Annotated in this window: 13 protein-coding genes; 7 read left to right on the top strand and 6 right to left on the bottom strand. The window is 67.3% G+C overall.

All coding sequences use genetic code 11. The annotated features are described in order from the left end of the window. Positions 1-109 precede the first annotated feature (109 nt). A complete protein-coding gene (purQ, locus tag BM113_RS01305) occupies positions 110-784 on the bottom strand; it encodes a phosphoribosylformylglycinamidine synthase I (RefSeq protein WP_089784678.1) in 675 nt (224 codons plus the stop codon). A gap of 65 nt (positions 785-849) precedes the next feature. After that, positions 850-1101 carry a phosphoribosylformylglycinamidine synthase subunit PurS gene (gene purS / locus BM113_RS01300; RefSeq protein WP_089784676.1) on the bottom strand — a complete coding sequence of 84 codons (252 nt, stop codon included), beginning with the start codon at positions 1099-1101 and terminating at the stop codon, positions 850-852. 620 nt (positions 1102-1721) lie between these two features. Here purS and BM113_RS01295 point away from each other — a divergent pair. The 3 genes from BM113_RS01295 (at position 1722) to BM113_RS01285 (ending at position 4694) form a co-directional block, all read left to right on the top strand. After that, complete coding sequence (locus tag BM113_RS01295) at positions 1722-2669, top strand: formyltetrahydrofolate deformylase (protein WP_007142256.1); 948 nt, start codon at positions 1722-1724, stop codon at positions 2667-2669. Between the two features lie 201 nt (positions 2670-2870). Next, positions 2871-3044, top strand: coding sequence for a DUF7556 family protein (locus tag BM113_RS22145; protein ID WP_007142255.1), 174 nt, complete (start codon positions 2871-2873; stop codon positions 3042-3044). A gap of 342 nt (positions 3045-3386) precedes the next feature. Further along, positions 3387-4694 carry an acetamidase/formamidase family protein gene (locus BM113_RS01285; RefSeq protein ID WP_089784674.1) on the top strand — a complete coding sequence of 436 codons (1308 nt, stop codon included), beginning with the start codon at positions 3387-3389 and terminating at the stop codon, positions 4692-4694. A 77-nt stretch (positions 4695-4771) separates the two neighbouring features. Here the strand turns inward: BM113_RS01285 and BM113_RS01280 are convergent, their stop codons facing one another. Both BM113_RS01280 and BM113_RS01275 read right to left on the bottom strand, forming a co-directional pair. Then, the gene (locus tag BM113_RS01280) at positions 4772-4987 is read right to left on the bottom strand and encodes a hypothetical protein (protein ID WP_177209073.1); all 216 of its coding nucleotides are present in this window, start codon (positions 4985-4987) and stop codon (positions 4772-4774) included. 122 nt (positions 4988-5109) lie between these two features. Then, complete coding sequence (locus BM113_RS01275) at positions 5110-6135, bottom strand: phosphoribosylaminoimidazolesuccinocarboxamide synthase (RefSeq protein WP_089784670.1); 1026 nt, start codon at positions 6133-6135, stop codon at positions 5110-5112. Between the two features lie 159 nt (positions 6136-6294). On the opposite strand from BM113_RS01275, the gene BM113_RS01270 reads away from it, so the two are divergent. The 4 genes from BM113_RS01270 to BM113_RS01255 all read left to right on the top strand — a co-directional run bounded on the left by BM113_RS01270 (position 6295) and on the right by BM113_RS01255 (position 14610). Then, on the top strand, positions 6295-8964 hold the full coding sequence (locus tag BM113_RS01270; protein ID WP_089784668.1) for a methyl-accepting chemotaxis protein: 2670 nt from the start codon (positions 6295-6297) through the stop codon (positions 8962-8964). A gap of 142 nt (positions 8965-9106) precedes the next feature. Further along, entirely contained in the window at positions 9107-11686 is a 2580-nt protein-coding gene (locus BM113_RS01265) for a methyl-accepting chemotaxis protein (protein WP_089784667.1), read from the top strand. A 143-nt stretch (positions 11687-11829) separates the two neighbouring features. Further along, on the top strand, positions 11830-13203 hold the full coding sequence (cofH, locus tag BM113_RS01260) for a 7,8-didemethyl-8-hydroxy-5-deazariboflavin synthase subunit CofH (protein ID WP_089784665.1): 1374 nt from the start codon (positions 11830-11832) through the stop codon (positions 13201-13203). Positions 13204-13293: 90 nt separating this feature from the next. Beyond that, positions 13294-14610, top strand: a complete 1317-nt coding sequence (locus tag BM113_RS01255; RefSeq protein ID WP_089784663.1) for a M48 family metallopeptidase — start codon at positions 13294-13296, stop codon at positions 14608-14610. A 17-nt stretch (positions 14611-14627) separates the two neighbouring features. On the opposite strand, the gene BM113_RS01250 is transcribed toward BM113_RS01255, so the two are convergent. Then, on the bottom strand, positions 14628-15086 hold the full coding sequence (locus BM113_RS01250) for a DUF2267 domain-containing protein (RefSeq protein WP_089784661.1): 459 nt from the start codon (positions 15084-15086) through the stop codon (positions 14628-14630). Between the two features lie 75 nt (positions 15087-15161). Continuing rightward, entirely contained in the window at positions 15162-16142 is a 981-nt protein-coding gene (locus BM113_RS01245; RefSeq protein ID WP_089784660.1) for an LLM class flavin-dependent oxidoreductase, read from the bottom strand. Between the last annotated feature and the right edge of the window lie 23 nt (positions 16143-16165).

Genomic DNA, 16165 nt, shown 5'->3' with positions numbered 1-16165 from the left:
TGTGCGACGGACGTGCAGTGCACGCTCGGCGGCGTTTCGGCGTCGTTTACTTCGGTCGGAGTCGACTCGGAAGGAATATAAGTGTACCGGCCGTCCGTCGCCGGCCCAGCTACTCGAACGCCCGGAGAACTCCCTGTCCGTCCGTGGGACCCACGTCCGGCAGCGTCGCGCGTTCCGGATGGGGCATCAGGACGGCGACGGTGTCTCGGTCGCCGAGCACGCCGGCGACGTCGTGTTTCGACCCGTTCGGGTTCGCGTGCGGTCCGACCTCGCCGTGCTCGTCGCAGTACCGGAAGAGGACCCGGTCCTCGGCCTCGAGTGTCGCCAGCCGGTCGTCAGCGATCTCGTAGCGGCCCTCACCGTGGGCGATCGGCACTTCGATGACCTCGCCCTCCTCGTAGGCGGCGGTCCAGGGCGTGTCGGTCCGCTCGACCCGCAGGTGGACGTGCTCGCACTGGAAGCGGGCGCTCTCGTTCGTGGTGAACGCCCCCGGAGTCAGGCCGGACTCGCAGCCGATCTGGGCCCCGTTACAGACGCCCAGCACCGGGACCCCGTCGCTCGCGGCCTCGCGGACCTCCTCCATGATCGGCGCGCGGGCGGCCATCGCGCCGGCCCGGAGGTAGTCGCCGTAGGAGAACCCGCCCGGGAGGACGATCCCCTCGGTATCGGCGGGGAGGCCGTCCTCGTGCCAGACGATTTCGGCGTCGATCCCGAGGTGCTCGAGGGCGCGTTTCGCGTCGCGGTCACAGTTCGAGCCGCCAAAGCGGACGATCGAAACCGTCACAGTCGCCACCTCCTGGTGTTGCGACCGACGGTTTCGATCGGGGTGTGAGTGTAAGGGACAGTCATCTACCGTTCGTCGACCTCCACGTCGTAGTCGTGGATGGTCGGGTTCGCCAGCAGCCGTTCGGCCATCTCGTCGGCGCGCTCGCGGGCCGCATCCGCGGAGGTGGCCTCGAGGTCGATCTCGAACCGATCCGACGAGCGCAGTTCCTCGAGTTCGAAACCGAGCCGTTCCAGGGCCTGCTTCGTGGTCTCGGCCTCGGGATCCAGGACGCCGCGTTTGAGTCGAACCGTCACCGTGGCGGTGTAGGCCGTCATTACCTGATATCCCGTATTCGTGATCAAAAACGCTTTCGCCTTGTCGCTGTAATACACGATCGTGAATATTTCCGTCCGCGATACGGAGACGCCCGGACGCGCCGGAAACCACCCGGCTCGCAGATCGTCGGCTCGAGAACACTGTCGGGGGTCGGGGCCGATCCGCCGACGAACGCCGGTCAGTCCGCGGCGAGACGTAGCCGGTCCCGCTCGGGGAGCCCGCGACGATGTTCCCCGCGAGGGGACCTCCCCGCGCCGGATCGCGAGGTCGCCGGCGTCGGCAAGCGACTCGAGGCGACCGAGTCCGGCGTCGCATGCGATCCCGATCGATACGAGGCTCGGCTTCTGGGACGGACAGTCACGAGAACTCTCGGTCGAACCCGTCTACAGGCAGTACAGTCCGAGTGCTCCGGAATCCGACTCGAGGGGATTCACGGAGCGGGAATGATCACAGTCGTCCCACCCCAGACGATCACGGTACACCGGTCCAGCGGGGAGGTGGCCGTCTCGAGCGTTGGCGACCGGCGAGATGGATCGACTGCGGAAAGCAGGACTTTTAGCCACCCGGGGCCTGAGAGACGTCCAATGTATCGCCGCACGCTCGAGCGGAGGTGGCAGCGATGACGACCGACCTGACCGAAATCACGGTGATCGGAGACGACGACACCGGACTGATCGCGAACGTGACCAGCCTCCTGTTCGAGCGCGGAATCAACATCGAGGACCTCGACCAGGCGGTCCGGGACGGCGTCTTCCGGATGTACCTCGCCGTCGATACCTCGGAGATGGTCTGTACCGAGGCGAAACTCCGCGAGGACCTCCACGACCTGGGCGACGACCTCGGGCTCGACGTCCAGGTCCGGTTCCCCGCCGACCGCGAGGACCAGCAGATCGCCGTCCTCGTCACCAAGGAGAGTCACTGTCTCGAGGCGCTGTTCGAGGCCTGGGCCAACGACGACCTCGGCGCGGAGATCGGGGTCGTCATCGGCAACCACGACGACCTCCAGCCGCTGGCGGAACACTACGGCGTCCCGTTCCACGACATCGGTACCGAAAACGGCCAGCAAAACGAGGACCGACTCCTCGAACTGCTCGCGGAGTACGACGCCGACCTCATCGTCCTCGCGCGGTACATGCGGATCCTCAGCCCGAACGTCGTCTTCCGCTACGAGGATCGGATCATCAACGTCCACCCCTCGCTGTTGCCGGCTTTCCCCGGTGCCGAGGCCTACCGACAGGCCGTCGAGGAGGGTGTTCGGGTCGCCGGCGTCACGGCCCACTACGTGACGACCGACCTCGACCAGGGACCGATCATCACCCAGCGGGCCTTCGACGTGCCCGACGACGCCGACGTCGCCGAGATGAAACGCCGCGGCCAGCCCCTCGAGGCGGAGGCACTGCTCGAGGCGGTGCGGTTGCACCTGAACGGCGACGTCTCGGTCCACCGCGGCCGGACGAGCGTCCGGGAGAACGGCGACGAGTACCAGCTCGGCCTCCCGTCGGCTATCGACGACGCGACGCCCGACCGCCCGGTCGACGGCATCGGGGACGCGATCGCCGACGACTGATACGGATCCCTGTCCCGATATCGGTGTAACCGGGACGGATCCGGTGGTTGTACCGAAGACGACTGATAGCGGCCCCGACAGTTCATACTGGACGATCATTACGTTTCGAGGTCGTAACATTGTCGCTTCTGAGATTGAGTTTCCGATACTGGTTGGACAGGAGTCGGAACATTCATAGTGACATACGTGAGATATCCGAACATGACGCCCAATCCAGGCTCTATCGGCAAGCTGCCGGCGGACGGCGGTGAGATCGTGGCGGCGATCGACGAGATCGACGGCCGACCACATCTCGTCATCGCCGATATCGCCCGGGACGATGCCTGGATCTCGGTAGCGGCGGACGACGCCGCGCCGCTGCCGGACTGGGAGTGATCGCCGGGGTCGTCATCGGGAGAACGGCCGCTCGCGGCCGTACTCTCGAGTTGATTTTCAGGCGGTCGGGACCGTGGTTGCCGAAATGCGGGTCCTCGGCCGTCGACGCGGTCGACCGAAACGTCCTCGAACAGCGGCTGCAGGTCTCCCTCGAGTTGCGCCTCGAGGGTCCGGAGTTCGTTTTCAGTGAGCGTGACCGCGACGGCGTCGGTGACGGCGTCGACGTGGCGAGCGGATCGTCGGGTCCAGGGTTCGCTCCGGACGAGTCGTCGATCCGCGATTCCCGGTCTACTGGCATGCTACTGCCCTTTTATTTTCGTCGCCGTCGTAGTCTGGTACGTTATGGCACAACGCGAAGTACAACAGGAGCTATCGGTCGACCAGTACACGCTCGGACTCGTCGGCCCGGACCGGGAGTGGGCCGGAACGGTCGCCGACGGCGGGACGATCGAGACCTACACCCCGCCGGCCTGTTGGGGGCCGATGATCACGCCCTCGTTCCGGGGCGGACACGAGGTTACGCGGCCGATCCGGGTCGAGAACGCCGAGGTCGGCGACGCGATCGCCCTGAAGATCAGGGAGATCGAGGTCACGAGCATGGCCACCAGCACCGGGACGATGCGCGAACGGGAGGAGGCGTTCGAGGACGACCCGTTCGTCGACCACCGCTGTCCCGAGTGCGGGACGGAGTGGCCCGAGTCGGTCGTCGAGGGCACCGGCGAGGACGCGATCCGCTGCAAGGAGTGTGGCGCGAACGCCTCGTCGTTCGGCTTCGAGTACGGCTACACCGTCGCGTTCGACGAGGACCGCACCGTCGGCGTTACGATGGACGCGGACGGTGCACACGAACTCGCGACCGACGCCGAGGAAGTGATGGACATCCCCGAGAACTCCCGGCAACACCCCATCCTCCTGTACGAACCCTCGGAGATGCCGGGCACGCTCGGCCGACTGCGTCCCTTTATCGGCAACGTCGGGACGACCCCGCCCGTGGAACTGCCCGACTCCCACAACGCCGGCGACTTCGGCCAGTTCCTGATCGGTGCCGACCACGACTGGGGCCTCGAGAGCGAGGCCGACCTCGAGGAGCGGACGGACGGCCACATGGACGTGCCGGAGGTTCGTGCGGGTGCGACCCTGATCTGTCCCGTCAAGGTCGACGGCGGCGGCGTCTACGTCGGCGACCTCCACGCCAACCAGGGCGACGGCGAACTCTCCCTGCACACGACCGACGTCAGCGGCACGGTTCGGATGGACGTCGAGGTGATCGAGGACCTCGAGATCGACGGGCCGATCCTCCTGCCCAACGAGGAGGACCTGCCGTTCATCTCGAAGCCTTACAGCGACGAAGAACGCGAGGCGGGCCGCGACCTCGCCGAGAAACACGGCGTCGACCTCGAGGACGACATGGGTCCGATCCAGGTGATCGGGTCCGGCGCGACGATCAACGACGCGACCGAGAACGCGTTCGACCGGGCCGGCGACCTCCTCGACATGAGCGAGGGCGAGGTCCGGTCGCGGTGTACGTTCACCGGCGGCGTCCAGATCGGCCGACTACCGGGCGTCGTCCAGCTTGACATGCTCGCGCCGATGGACGTCCTCGAGGATCGCGGGATGGCCCACCTGGTGCGAGAGCAGTACGACCTCTAACGACCGGTGAGAAAAGATAGGGAAACGAATCGGAGATCAGGAACCGGGGCCGCGAACGCAGCCATCGATGGCGAAACTCAGTCGGTCTCGTTCGCCTCGGCCTCGAGCGACGGGCCTCCCTGCGGGGAACCCGTCAGTCGCTGGTTCCACGTCTCGGAGACGACGGGTGCCAGGGCCAGGAACGTCATGGCGGCGATGAACACGGTCAGCATGATGCTGGCGACGGCCGCGACGCCGATCGTCGGATCGAACGGAACGATACTCGCCGGCACGGAACTGATGGGAACGGTCATTTCGTGCTTCAGGGTGAGGTCCCCCAGCATATGAGGGTTACTGATTCGCCCGGAATCGGTACGGACGATACCTTCTACCGCGTCGTTCGGTAACTAGCCGCAAAATAACGGTCGGCCGCCAGCTACAGCCGGCGGACGGCACCGATCGCCTTCGAGAGCGGCGGCGCGTCGAACAGCTCTCTGCCGATGTAGGCATTGGCCCCGGCACAGTACATGTCGCTTGCGGTCTCGAGGACGCTCTCCTCGAGCGGGTCGGGCGTTTCGTCACAGAGGGACTTCCAGTCGGCGACGCCCTCGTGTTTCGCCTCGGCTTTGGCCTGTTCGACGGCCTGGACCCACTCGGGTTGGGTGCGCTTGTGGTACTGGCGCAGCACTTCCTTCGAGAGCTGGGTACCCTCGTAGCTGAAGCGGTTCTCGTCGAAGGTGCCGACGACGTCGGCGACGCGGATCTCGCCGTCGTAGTAGCAACACTCGATCTTGCCGTCCTGGTGGTCGAGCCCGGCTTCCTCGGCGCGGTCGGTGACGATCCGGTTGACCTCGCGGGCGAGCGCCTCGAGGTCGTCGATCGCGGCCCGTCCGGCGATGGCGTCGGCCTCTTGGCGGTCGAGGTAGCGGTCGCTCTCCTCGTACTTCGTCGAGAACTCGACGACCGGCTCCTCGAGGTCGACGGGTTCGTTCGGCCAGCTATCGAGGTCGAGGCCGTGGTCGGCGGGGTCGGTGCGCCGTCGGAGGCTGGAGCCGACGGGGACCCGGTTGCGGAAGACGACCTCGAGGGGGATCAGGTAGTTCTCGCCGGCGTCGGCGTGATAGCTGTCGTAGTCGTATTCGCGGCCGTCGTTGGGGAGGTCGGGAACCTGCGTCAACTCGATAGCCATCTCGCGGGGCGGTTCGTCGACCTCCTCGAGGGGAACGGGTTCGTCCGCGTCGTCGGGGACGACCCCCCGGTAGTGGGTCGGGATCCCCGCCGACTCGAGGCGCTCGAAGTTGTACGCGCCCATCGCACAGAGACTCGCGCCCTTCCGGGGGATCGTGTCGGGCATCTTCCCCCAGTCGAAGACGGAGTAGTCGTCGGTGAAGACGAACGACCCTCGGCCGAGTCGGCTCTCGGTCGCGGGCGTTTCGATCCGGAACTCCTTGACGCTCGTCACGGCTGCCACCCGGCGGCGGTACGGTCGCCGTCGTACATACCCGAACCCGCGTGGTGATCCCTCAAGAAGGTTTCAGTATCGATCGCAGGGTCGGTCCCGCCGGTTCGGCCGCGAGTCCGGCCATAATCTCTTTCTGGGATGGAAAGAAGCTCTTGGTAAATGACATCACGACTCCAGCGGCTCCTTCCTGACCGGATTCGGTCGAGTTACGTCGCGAAGTTCGCCCTGGTCATCTGCGTCGTGCTCGTCGTGACGGTCGCCGCCGCTTTGTTCTTCTACGTCGACATCACGGGGGAGATCACCGCGAACGTCCAGAGCGAGGTGGAACTGGCGACGAGCGACGAAGCGAGCGAACTCTCGAGCCTGCTCGAGAGCCACGAGGAGGTCGCCCGTTCGATCGCAGGGACGACCGTCCTCGAGCGGGGTTCGGACGAGGACATCGAGACACGGCTTGCCGAGGAGCAACGGGGTGCCGGGGACGCCGTCATTGCGATCCACCACGTGGACCTGGCGAACGACGAGATCGTCCACAGCAGCGACGCGAACGCGGTCGGGACGGACGTCTCGGAGTACGGGATGACGATCCACCTCCCGGTCAAGGACACGGTCGTCGAGCGGGAGTACAGCGGCAATCTGAACGTCGATTCGACGTACACGGACGCGTTCGAATACGACGGCAACGCGGTCATCGCCTTCCTCAGTCCGGTCGAGCGCGCCGGGGACGGGGAGACTGCCGTGATGGTGGTAGCCTCCGCGACGGAGCTGGCGGCCGAGTTCGAGGAGCCGGTGGAGGGCGGCCACACCCGGGTCGTCGACGTCAAAAGCACGGCCGTATTGCTCGCCGAGGACGACGCCGCGATCGGCGAGACCTACCGCGAAGGGGAGGAGAGTGCGCTCATCGACAGTGTCACCCACGAGGCTGGCGAGTCAGTCAACGAGAGCGAGGACGACGACGGCTCCGGTGTGCTCGAGTACGACGACACCGACGAACTGGTCGGCTACGCCACGGTGCCCGAGACGGACTGGGTGCTCGCCACCCACGCCCCGGAGAGCAACGCGTACGCACTGGCCGACGAGGTCGCCACGTCGCTGCTTACGTTGATCGCGATCGCCGTCGGCGGCCTGCTGGTCGTCGGGGCGACGATCGGGCGCTCGACGGCCCACGCGCTCGACGACCTGGCCGACAACGCCGCGGCGATCTCCGAGGGCGCGACCGACGTCGAGGTCGCAGACGACGGCCGGATCGACGAGGTCGGACAGGTTCGGACCGCCTTCGACGGCATCCAGTCGTACCTCGAGACGGCCGCCGACCAGGCCGACGCCATCGCCCGCCAGGAGTTCGACGATCCCGCCCTCGAACGCGACGTGCCCGGCGGGCTCGGCGACTCCCTCGAGACGATGCGAACAGACCTCGAGCGATCCATCGAGGACCTGGAGGCGTCGAAGGCCGAGGCCGAAGCCTCTCGCGAGGAGGCCGCCGAGGCCCGTCGCGAGGCCGAAGAACTCGCCCAGCGCCTCGAGCGCAAGGCCGGGGAGTTCGCGGACGTGATGGCCGACGCCGCCGACGGTGATTTCACCCGCCGACTCGACGAGAACGTCGACAACGACGCCCTCGCCGAGATCGCAGCCGCGTTCAACGAGATGCTCGAGGATCTCGAGCGGACCGTCCTCGATATTCAGGATCTGGCGGAGGAAGTGGATCGCGTCAGCCGGGACGTGACCGCCCGCGTCGAGGAGATCGAACAGGCCAGTACCGAGGTCAGCACCTCCGCCGACGAGATCGCGACCGCCACCGCCGAACAGAGCCAGCGGTTCCAGGAGGTCTACGGCGAGATGAACGACCTCTCCGCCACGGTCGAGGAGATCGCGTCGACGACCGACGACGTCGCGACCGTCTCCGAGCGGGCGGCTGAGCAGGCCGAGGCGGCCGGCGAAGCCAGCAGCGAGATCCGGTCGGAGATGGATCGGCTCGAGGACCGAACGGCGGCGATCACCGACCGGATCGAGCAACTGGACGACGAGATGGGCGAGATCCGCGAGATCGTCGATCTGATCGACGACATCGCCGGTCAGACGAACCTGCTGGCGCTGAACGCCTCGATCGAGGCCGCCGCCGCAGGGAGCGAGGGCGACGGGTTCGCCGTCGTCGCGGACGAGGTCAAGTCGCTGGCCGAGGAGACCGCCGAGGCGACCCAGGAGGTCGACGACCGCATCTCCGAGGTCGAACGCTCCGTCGAGGAGACCGTCGACGAGATCGAACGCATGCGCCGGCAGGTCGACCGCGGGGTCGACGTCGTCGACGACGGGATCGAGGCGATCGACGCGATCACCGATCGGGTAGACGAGGCGAACGAGGGCGTCCAGTCGATCGACGAGGCGACCGACGAGCAGGCCCGGGCCAGCGAACGGGTCGTCACGATGGTCGACGAGGCGACCGAAAACAGCGAGGAGACGAAAGACGAGACCGAGAACGTCGCCGCGGCCGTCGAAGAACAGACCGCGACGATCGCCGAAGTCGCCTCCGGCGCACAGACCCAGACCGAACTCGCCGAGGAACTGCGCGACTCCCTCGAGGCGTTCGACGTGGACGAAGGGGCTGACGACGGGGGCGACGGTGAACGCGAGGGCGAGAAAGAAACCGAGAACGCGACCGACGACGCACCCCTCGAGTGGGACGAGGACGATGTCGATGGAGGCGGCACGGCAAGCGACGCGGACGCCTCGGGGAACGGTACGGATGCCGAACCCTCGGGAGACGAGTCCGAACCGGACGGGGACGCGGACGGGCCGGACGAGGTCTCCGACGTTCCCGCGACGACCGACGAGTGATGCGTGGTCGGGGTCGGTGCCGGGGCCGGGATCAGTGCCGGGGCGATAGTCCCGGAGAGACCCGATCGCCGCCGACTCGTGCGGGGTGCTCACACTCCCGGGGCCACAACTGCTTTTGTACCGTAGTCGAATCCTCCGGGAAATGGCTGGTTTGCAGGGACTCGTTCCGGATCCCCTCCGACGAAGCTACGTGGCGAAGTTCGGACTCGTCATCGTTCTCGTGTTGCTCGTCACGCTGGGGGTCGCCGGGTTCTACTACGTCGATATCTCCGAGGAGATCACCGCCGACGTACAGTCGGAGATGGAACTGACGGCCGAACTCGAGGCCGACGAGATCGGCTCCTGGATCGAAACACAGGAACAGCAGGCGGCCGCGCTCGCCTCCGACGGCGACGCCGACCTGGCCGGCAGCTCCGACATCGGGATCAACACCGCGCTGAAAAACGAGTTGACGTTCATGCCCGACGAGGTGCAACGACTCCACTACGTCGACCTCGAGTCCAACGAGATCGAACACAGCACCGACGAGGCTGTGGTGGGGACGGACCTCGCGGAACTGGGGGTCGACGTCCACGAGCGCGAAGTCGGCTACGTCGAGGAACACGAGTTCGACGGCAGCTACATCGCCGACGGACGCGCGACACACTCGGACGTCTACGAGTCGAACGGCGAGCCCGTGATGGCGTTCTTCGGCCCCATCGAGGGAGAGGACGCGGCGGTGATGATCGTCGTGTCGGTCGACGGCGTCTCGGAAACGTTCGCCGAGTCGATCGAGGGCAGCATGACCGAGGTCATCGACGCGTCGGACGGGAACGTGATGCTTGCAAACGAGAGCGACGCCGTGCTCTCGACGTACCGCGACGGTCCCGACAGCCGAGTGATCGAACAGGGACGGAGCGGCCCGGGGTCGACCGAGTTCGACGACGCGGACGACGTCGTCGCGTACGCGCCAGTGCCGAACACCGACTGGCTCCTCGTCACGCACGCGCCACAGTCGAGTGCTTACGCGCTGGTCGACGACGTCGCGGGGTCGCTGATCGTCATCATCTCGATCGCGCTGGCCGGCTTCCTGGTCATCGGCGCGACGATCGGCCGCTCGACCGCCAAGGCCCTCGAGGGACTCGCCGAGGACGCGACCCGCCTTTCGGAGGGCGATACGAGCATCACGATCGAGGACGACGGCCGGATCGACGAGGTCGGACAGGTTCGGACCGCCTTCGACGGCATCCAGTCGTACCTCGAGACGGCCGCCGACCAGGCCGACGCCATCGCCCGCCAGGAGTTCGACGATCCCGCCCTCGAACGCGACGTGCCCGGCGGGCTCGGCGACTCCCTCGAGACGATGCGAGCCGACCTCGAGAGTTACATCGACGATCTCGAGGCGTCGAAGGCCGAAGCCGAGGCGTCCCAGGAGCAAGCCGCGGAGGCCCGTCGCGAGGCCGAAGAACTCGCCCAGCGCCTCGAGCGCAAGGCCGGGGAGTTCGCGGACGTGATGGCCGACGCCGCCGACGGTGACTTCACTCGCCGACTCGACGAGAACGTCGACAACGACGCCCTCGCCGAGATCGCAGCCGCGTTCAACGAGATGCTCGAGGACCTCGAGCGGACCGTCCTCGATATTCAGGGGATGGCCGAAGAGGTCGACCGCGTCAGCCGGGACGTAACCGCCCGCGTCGAGGAGATCGAACAGGCCAGTACCGAGGTCAGCACCTCCGCCGACGAGATCGCCACGGCTACCGCCGAACAGAGCCAGCGGTTCCAGGAGGTCTACGGCGAGATGAACGACCTCTCCGCCACGGTCGAGGAGATCGCTTCCACCGCGGACGACGTCGCCTCGGTCTCGGAGGAAGCCGCCGATCGCGCCGAGGCGGCCGGCGAAGCCAGCAGCGAGATCCGGTCGGAGATGGATCGGCTCGAGGACCGAACGGCGGCGATCACCGACCGGATCGAGCAACTGGACGACGAGATGGGCGAGATCCGCGAGATCGTCGATCTGATCGACGACATCGCCGGCCAGACGAACCTGCTGGCGCTGAACGCCTCGATCGAGGCCGCCGCCGCAGGGAGCGAGGGCGACGGGTTCGCCGTCGTCGCCGACGAAGTCAAATCGCTCGCCGAGGAGACCGCCGAGGCGACCAAGGAGGTCGACGACCGCATCTCCGAGGTCGAACGCTCCGTCGAGGAGACCGTCGACGAGATCGAGCGCATGCAGGAACGCGTCGAGAACGGGAGCGAGGTCGTCGGCGAGGGAATCGAAGCGATCGAGGCGATCACCGAGCAGGTCGCGGAGGCCAACGCCGGGGTCCAGTCGATCGACGAGGCGACCGACGAGCAGGCCCGGGCCAGCGAACGGGTCGTCACGATGGTCGACGAAGTCACCGACGTCAGCGAGGAGACGAAAGACGAGACCGAGAACGTCGCCGCGGCCGTCGAAGAACAGACCGCGACGATCGCCGAGGTCGCCTCCGGCGCGCAAACACAGACCGAACTCGCCGAGGAACTGCGCGACTCCCTCGAGGCGTTCGACGTGGACGGCGAAGAGGCCGACGGCGAGGACGTGGCCGGCCGACTCGAGGGCGTCACGGAGGTGAACGCCGACGACGCGATCGATACGGACGACTCGAGCAGTGAGATCGATACGGGCGATTCGGATGGCGAACTCCTCACGTACGAGGAGGAGACCGACCTCGAGGTGCGAGACGGGTCGGCCGACGAGGAGTAAGGCGCAGCGTCGACGTCCCGATCCGCTCGAACGACGCGAGCGAGACCCCGCGAACGCGCAGTGGGGCGGTTCGAGTTCGAACGGAACGAAACGGGTCGCCCGATCCATCACCCTTTTCTCGCTGTACCGGCATCGTTACTCCGATGGGTTCCCCGGTGACCGAGATCGAGGCTGACCTCTCGTTCGAGCACGTTCCCGAGACCGATCAGTCGTTCGAGAACGCCCTCGAAAAGGCCCGCGACGGCGATCGGCTCACCGTCGACGATGCCGTCGAGTTGCTCACCACCGGGACCGACACCGACGGGATCGACCGCCGGCGCAAGGAACGCGTCCTCGAGGCCGCGGATCGGCGCCGGGCCGAGGTCGTCGGCGACGAAGTCACCTTCACGGCGAACCTCAACAACAACGTCACCACCGCCTGTAACGTCGGCTGCCTGTTCTGTAATTTCAAGGACACCGCCCGCACCTTCGAGCGGGACGCCGACGTCGAGACGGCCGGGTTCACGAAGACGCCGGCCGAGTCCCGCGAGATCGTCGCCGACGCCGTCGAGCGGGGGATCTACGAGGTCTGCTCGGTCTCGGGGCTTCACCCCGCGTTCGCCCTCGACGACGAGCACAGGGAACTCCTCGAGGCCCACCCCGAGCCAAAGGAGATCAACTACAAGCCGCCCGAGGTCTACGAGACGAACCCCGGCACGTACGTCGACCAGATCGCGGCGATGAGCGTCGACGGGGTCCACGTCCACTCGATGACGCCCGAGGAGGCCTACCACGCCCGCCGGGGGACCGACTGGTCGTACGAGGAGGTCTACCGCCGGCTGAAGGACGCCGGCCTCGATACGGTGCCGGGGACCGCCGCCGAAATCCTCGTCGACGAGGTCCGGGACGTCATCTGCCCCGGGAAGATCCGCACCGACGACTGGCTCGAGGCGATGGAGGCCGCGGCCGAGGTCGGCCTGGGGATGACGGCGACGATCATGTACGGCCACGTCGAGAACGAGGCCCACCGCGCGCTCCACCTGAAACGGGTCCGGGACCTGCAGGACCGGACCGGCAACATCACGGAGTTCGTCCCCCTCTCGTTCGTCCACCGGAACACGCCACTGTACGAGCAGGGCGTGATCGACGGCGGCGCGAGCGACGACGAGGACGAACTGCTGATCGCCGTCTCGCGACTGTTCCTCGATAACGTCGACCACATTCAGTCCTCCTGGGTGAAATACGGCGACGAGCAGGGGCTGAAGATGCTGAACTGCGGGGCCGACGACTTCATGGGGACGATCCTCTCCGAGGAGATCACCAAGCGCGCGGGCGGCGACTACGGCGAGTTCCGGTCGTTCCGGGACTACGTCGAGATGATCACCTCCATCGGCCGGATCCCCGTCGAGCGGTCGACCGACTACGAGAAGCGACGGGTCGTCGACCCCGACGACCCTCCATTCGGCCCGCGACTCGGGCCGAAGGCCGACGGGACGCCGCTGCTCGAGGGCGAGCGGCGAGCGCCGGCCGACGACTGATCCCGGAGACTCGAGCGGACGCGACGGACGCCGAGGATCGAAAGCGAGCACGAAGGAACCTTAATCCGTTCCCACACCAACGGACCCAACATGCTCGCGTACCACGCCCTGTTTCTGCTCCTGTTCGTCGGCACGACGGCCTTCTTCAGCGTCCTGGCCGTTCTGAACGTCCGCCACGGGCGGCGGGCGCTCGAGCGGGAACGCGACTGGGTCGAAAAGCGTCTGGACCTCGGGGACCTCGATCGGGTGATCGACTACCAGCGATCGAAGACGCTGCTCTCGCAGGTCCGCACGTGGCTGGGCGTCGCCGTCGTGCTCGCGGCGCTCTATTCGGGCGCGCTCGCCGAGATCGTCGCCCTGCTCGAGGGGCTGGGGTACGGCCCCGTGCTCACCGGCGTCGTCTTCTTCGCGGGCGCGGTCGTCGCGCTCAGGCTCCTGTCGCTGCCGTTCGACGCGTACGACACCTTCGTGATCGAGGAACGGTTCGACTTCAACGAGACGACGCCCGGCCTCTTCGTTCGCGACGCGGTCCTTGGGACTGCACTTGGCGTCGTCTTCGCGGCCGCCCTCGCGGCCGGCGTGCTCTGGTTCGTGGCGGCGGTCCCGACCTACTGGTGGCTGGCCGCAGTCGGGCTCTACGCCGCGTTCTCGCTGTCGATGCTCGTCATCTACCCGCGCGTGATCGCGCCGCTTTTCAACGACTTCGAGCCGATCGAGTCCGGGGACCTGCGGCGAGCGGTCGAACGCGTCTTCGAGCGGGCTGGCTTCTCCTGTGACGACGTCTACGTCATGGACGCGAGCAAGCGCTCCTCACACGCCAACGCCTACTTCATCGGCTTCGGCCGGACCAAACGGGTCGTGCTGTTCGACACGCTCGTCGAGACCATGGACCGGGAGGAGATCCAGGCGGTGCTGGCCCACGAACTCGCCCACTGGAAGCGGGCCCACATCTGGAAGCAATTCGCCGCCGGGGTCGTCCGGGTCGGGGCCGTCTTCGCGGTCCTGTGGCTGTTGCTCGAGACGACGTGGCTGTACACGATGTTCGACCTGCCCGAGACGGCCTACGCCGGGCTGGCGGTCGGCGCGCTCTGGATCCAGCCGCTCGCGAAACTCGCCAGCCCGCTCGAGAACCGGCTCTCGCTCGCCCACGAACGCGAGGCCGACGCCTTCGCGACGGACGTGATGGGCGACGGCGAGCCGTTGATCGAGGCGCTGTGTCGGCTGGCCTCGGAGAACCTCTCGAACCCGTTCCCCCATCCGCTCTATGCGACGTTTCACTACACGCACCCGCCGATTCCGGACCGGATCAGGTACCTCCAGGGTCTCGAGGAGGGGGGCGACCTCGAGACGGACGCGGGGTCGGGCGAGCCGCCCTCGCCGGCGAGCGGGTCGGACGCTTCCGACTGAGTCGGTCCGCGGGTGGCTCACTCGGTCGACTCCCAGGGTTTCGTCTCGGCGTCGACGAACTCGAACAGTTCGTCGAACTCGTCGGGAAGCTGGTTCTCGACGTTCGCGAGTTCCCCGCCGGGTGCCAGCTGGCTGACCAGTTCGATCACCGCCTTGCTGCGGTAGACCGCCTCCGCGCGGTCGACCTCCGCCGGCCTGCCGTAGGAGGCGTCGAGATCGAGATCGTCGTAGTTCAGTTTCGCCTGCACGCGGTCGACGAACCCGTCGAAGTCGAACGTGTGGCCGTGGTCGGCCGCGAGCAGGTAGCGGTCGATCTCCATCGGCAACGGACCCGCGATGTCCGTCGCGCCGCCCTCGCCGACGCGTTCGCCCAGCGTCTCGAGGACCGCGCGGGTCGTCCTGACCGCCTCGGCCTGCGTCCCGGCCTCCACTCGGTGCTGTACCTCGCCGATGAAGTCGTTGTAGCTCGTCGACATAGAAACCACCTAGGGATCGATACGGAGTCACCGAAAAACCATACGCTGGCTCTCGCAGGTTGGGACTGCCGTAGGCTACCCGTCCGGGGCGAACGCCACCATCGTCTCCTCGAGCGTCTCGGTCGAGGCCGGCTCCGGGAGCACCACCAGCGGCTCGTCGATCCCCGTCTCCTCGACCAGCCCGTGCAGCCGCTCGCGGGCGTCGTCGGGTGTCGCCGCGATCCCAAGGTCGTCGACCATCTCGTCGGAGACGGCGTCGGCCGCGGCCTCCCGGTCCCCGGAGCGCCAGGCGTCGGCGATCCGGTCGGCCCGGTCGGGGTAAGCCGTCGCGACCGCGTTCCGGTACCCCTCGCCGCTACCGACGTAGTAGGCGACGTGGCGGCGGATGGTCCGGCGCGCCGCCTCGAGGTCCGGGTCGACGGCCGCGGGGACGTACGGCGCGACGGTGATCTCACCGGGGTCGCGGTCCCGCTCCCGTGCCGCCCCGGCCACCTCCTCGAAGGCCTCGTCGAGCCGCGAGAACGGGATATTGTGCGGGATCCAGCCGTCGCAGAGCCGCCCGACGACCCGCCGGTTGGCCGGCCCGAGTCCGGCGTGGTAGATCGGCATCGGTCCGCCCTCGAGAGCGGGGAAGTCCGCGACCGAGAGCAGTTCGCCGTCGTACTCGACCGGGTCGCCGTCGCCGGCCAGGTAGCCGCGAACGATCTCGATCGTCTCGTGGGCACGCCGCACCGGTTGGTCGAACGACATCCCGTGGAGGTCCTCGACGGCCTTCGGCGTGCTCGTCCCGAGTCCGAGCGTGAACCGCCCGTCGGAGGCGCGCTCGAGGGCCGCGGCGGTCATCGCGAGGACGGCCGGCGACCGGGAGTAGACGTTCAGGATGGCGCTGCCGAGTCGAACGTCGTCGGTGCGGGTCGCCAGTTCGCCCAGCTGGACGACGGCGCTTTCGCCCCATAGCTCGCCGAGCCAGACCCCATCGTAGCCGAGTTCTTCGGCGCGAACTGCGCGGTCGATCCGTGTTGCGTCCCCCGACGTCAGTACCAGTCCGACGTTCATGGCCGTGGTCTCGATGCCCAGCG

Source organism: Natronobacterium haloterrestre (genome assembly GCF_900112205.1).
Classification (GTDB): domain Archaea; phylum Halobacteriota; class Halobacteria; order Halobacteriales; family Natrialbaceae; genus Natronobacterium; species Natronobacterium haloterrestre.
The sequence above is the reverse complement of the archived record's forward strand: the minus strand, read 5'-3'. Positions and strand labels throughout refer to the sequence as shown.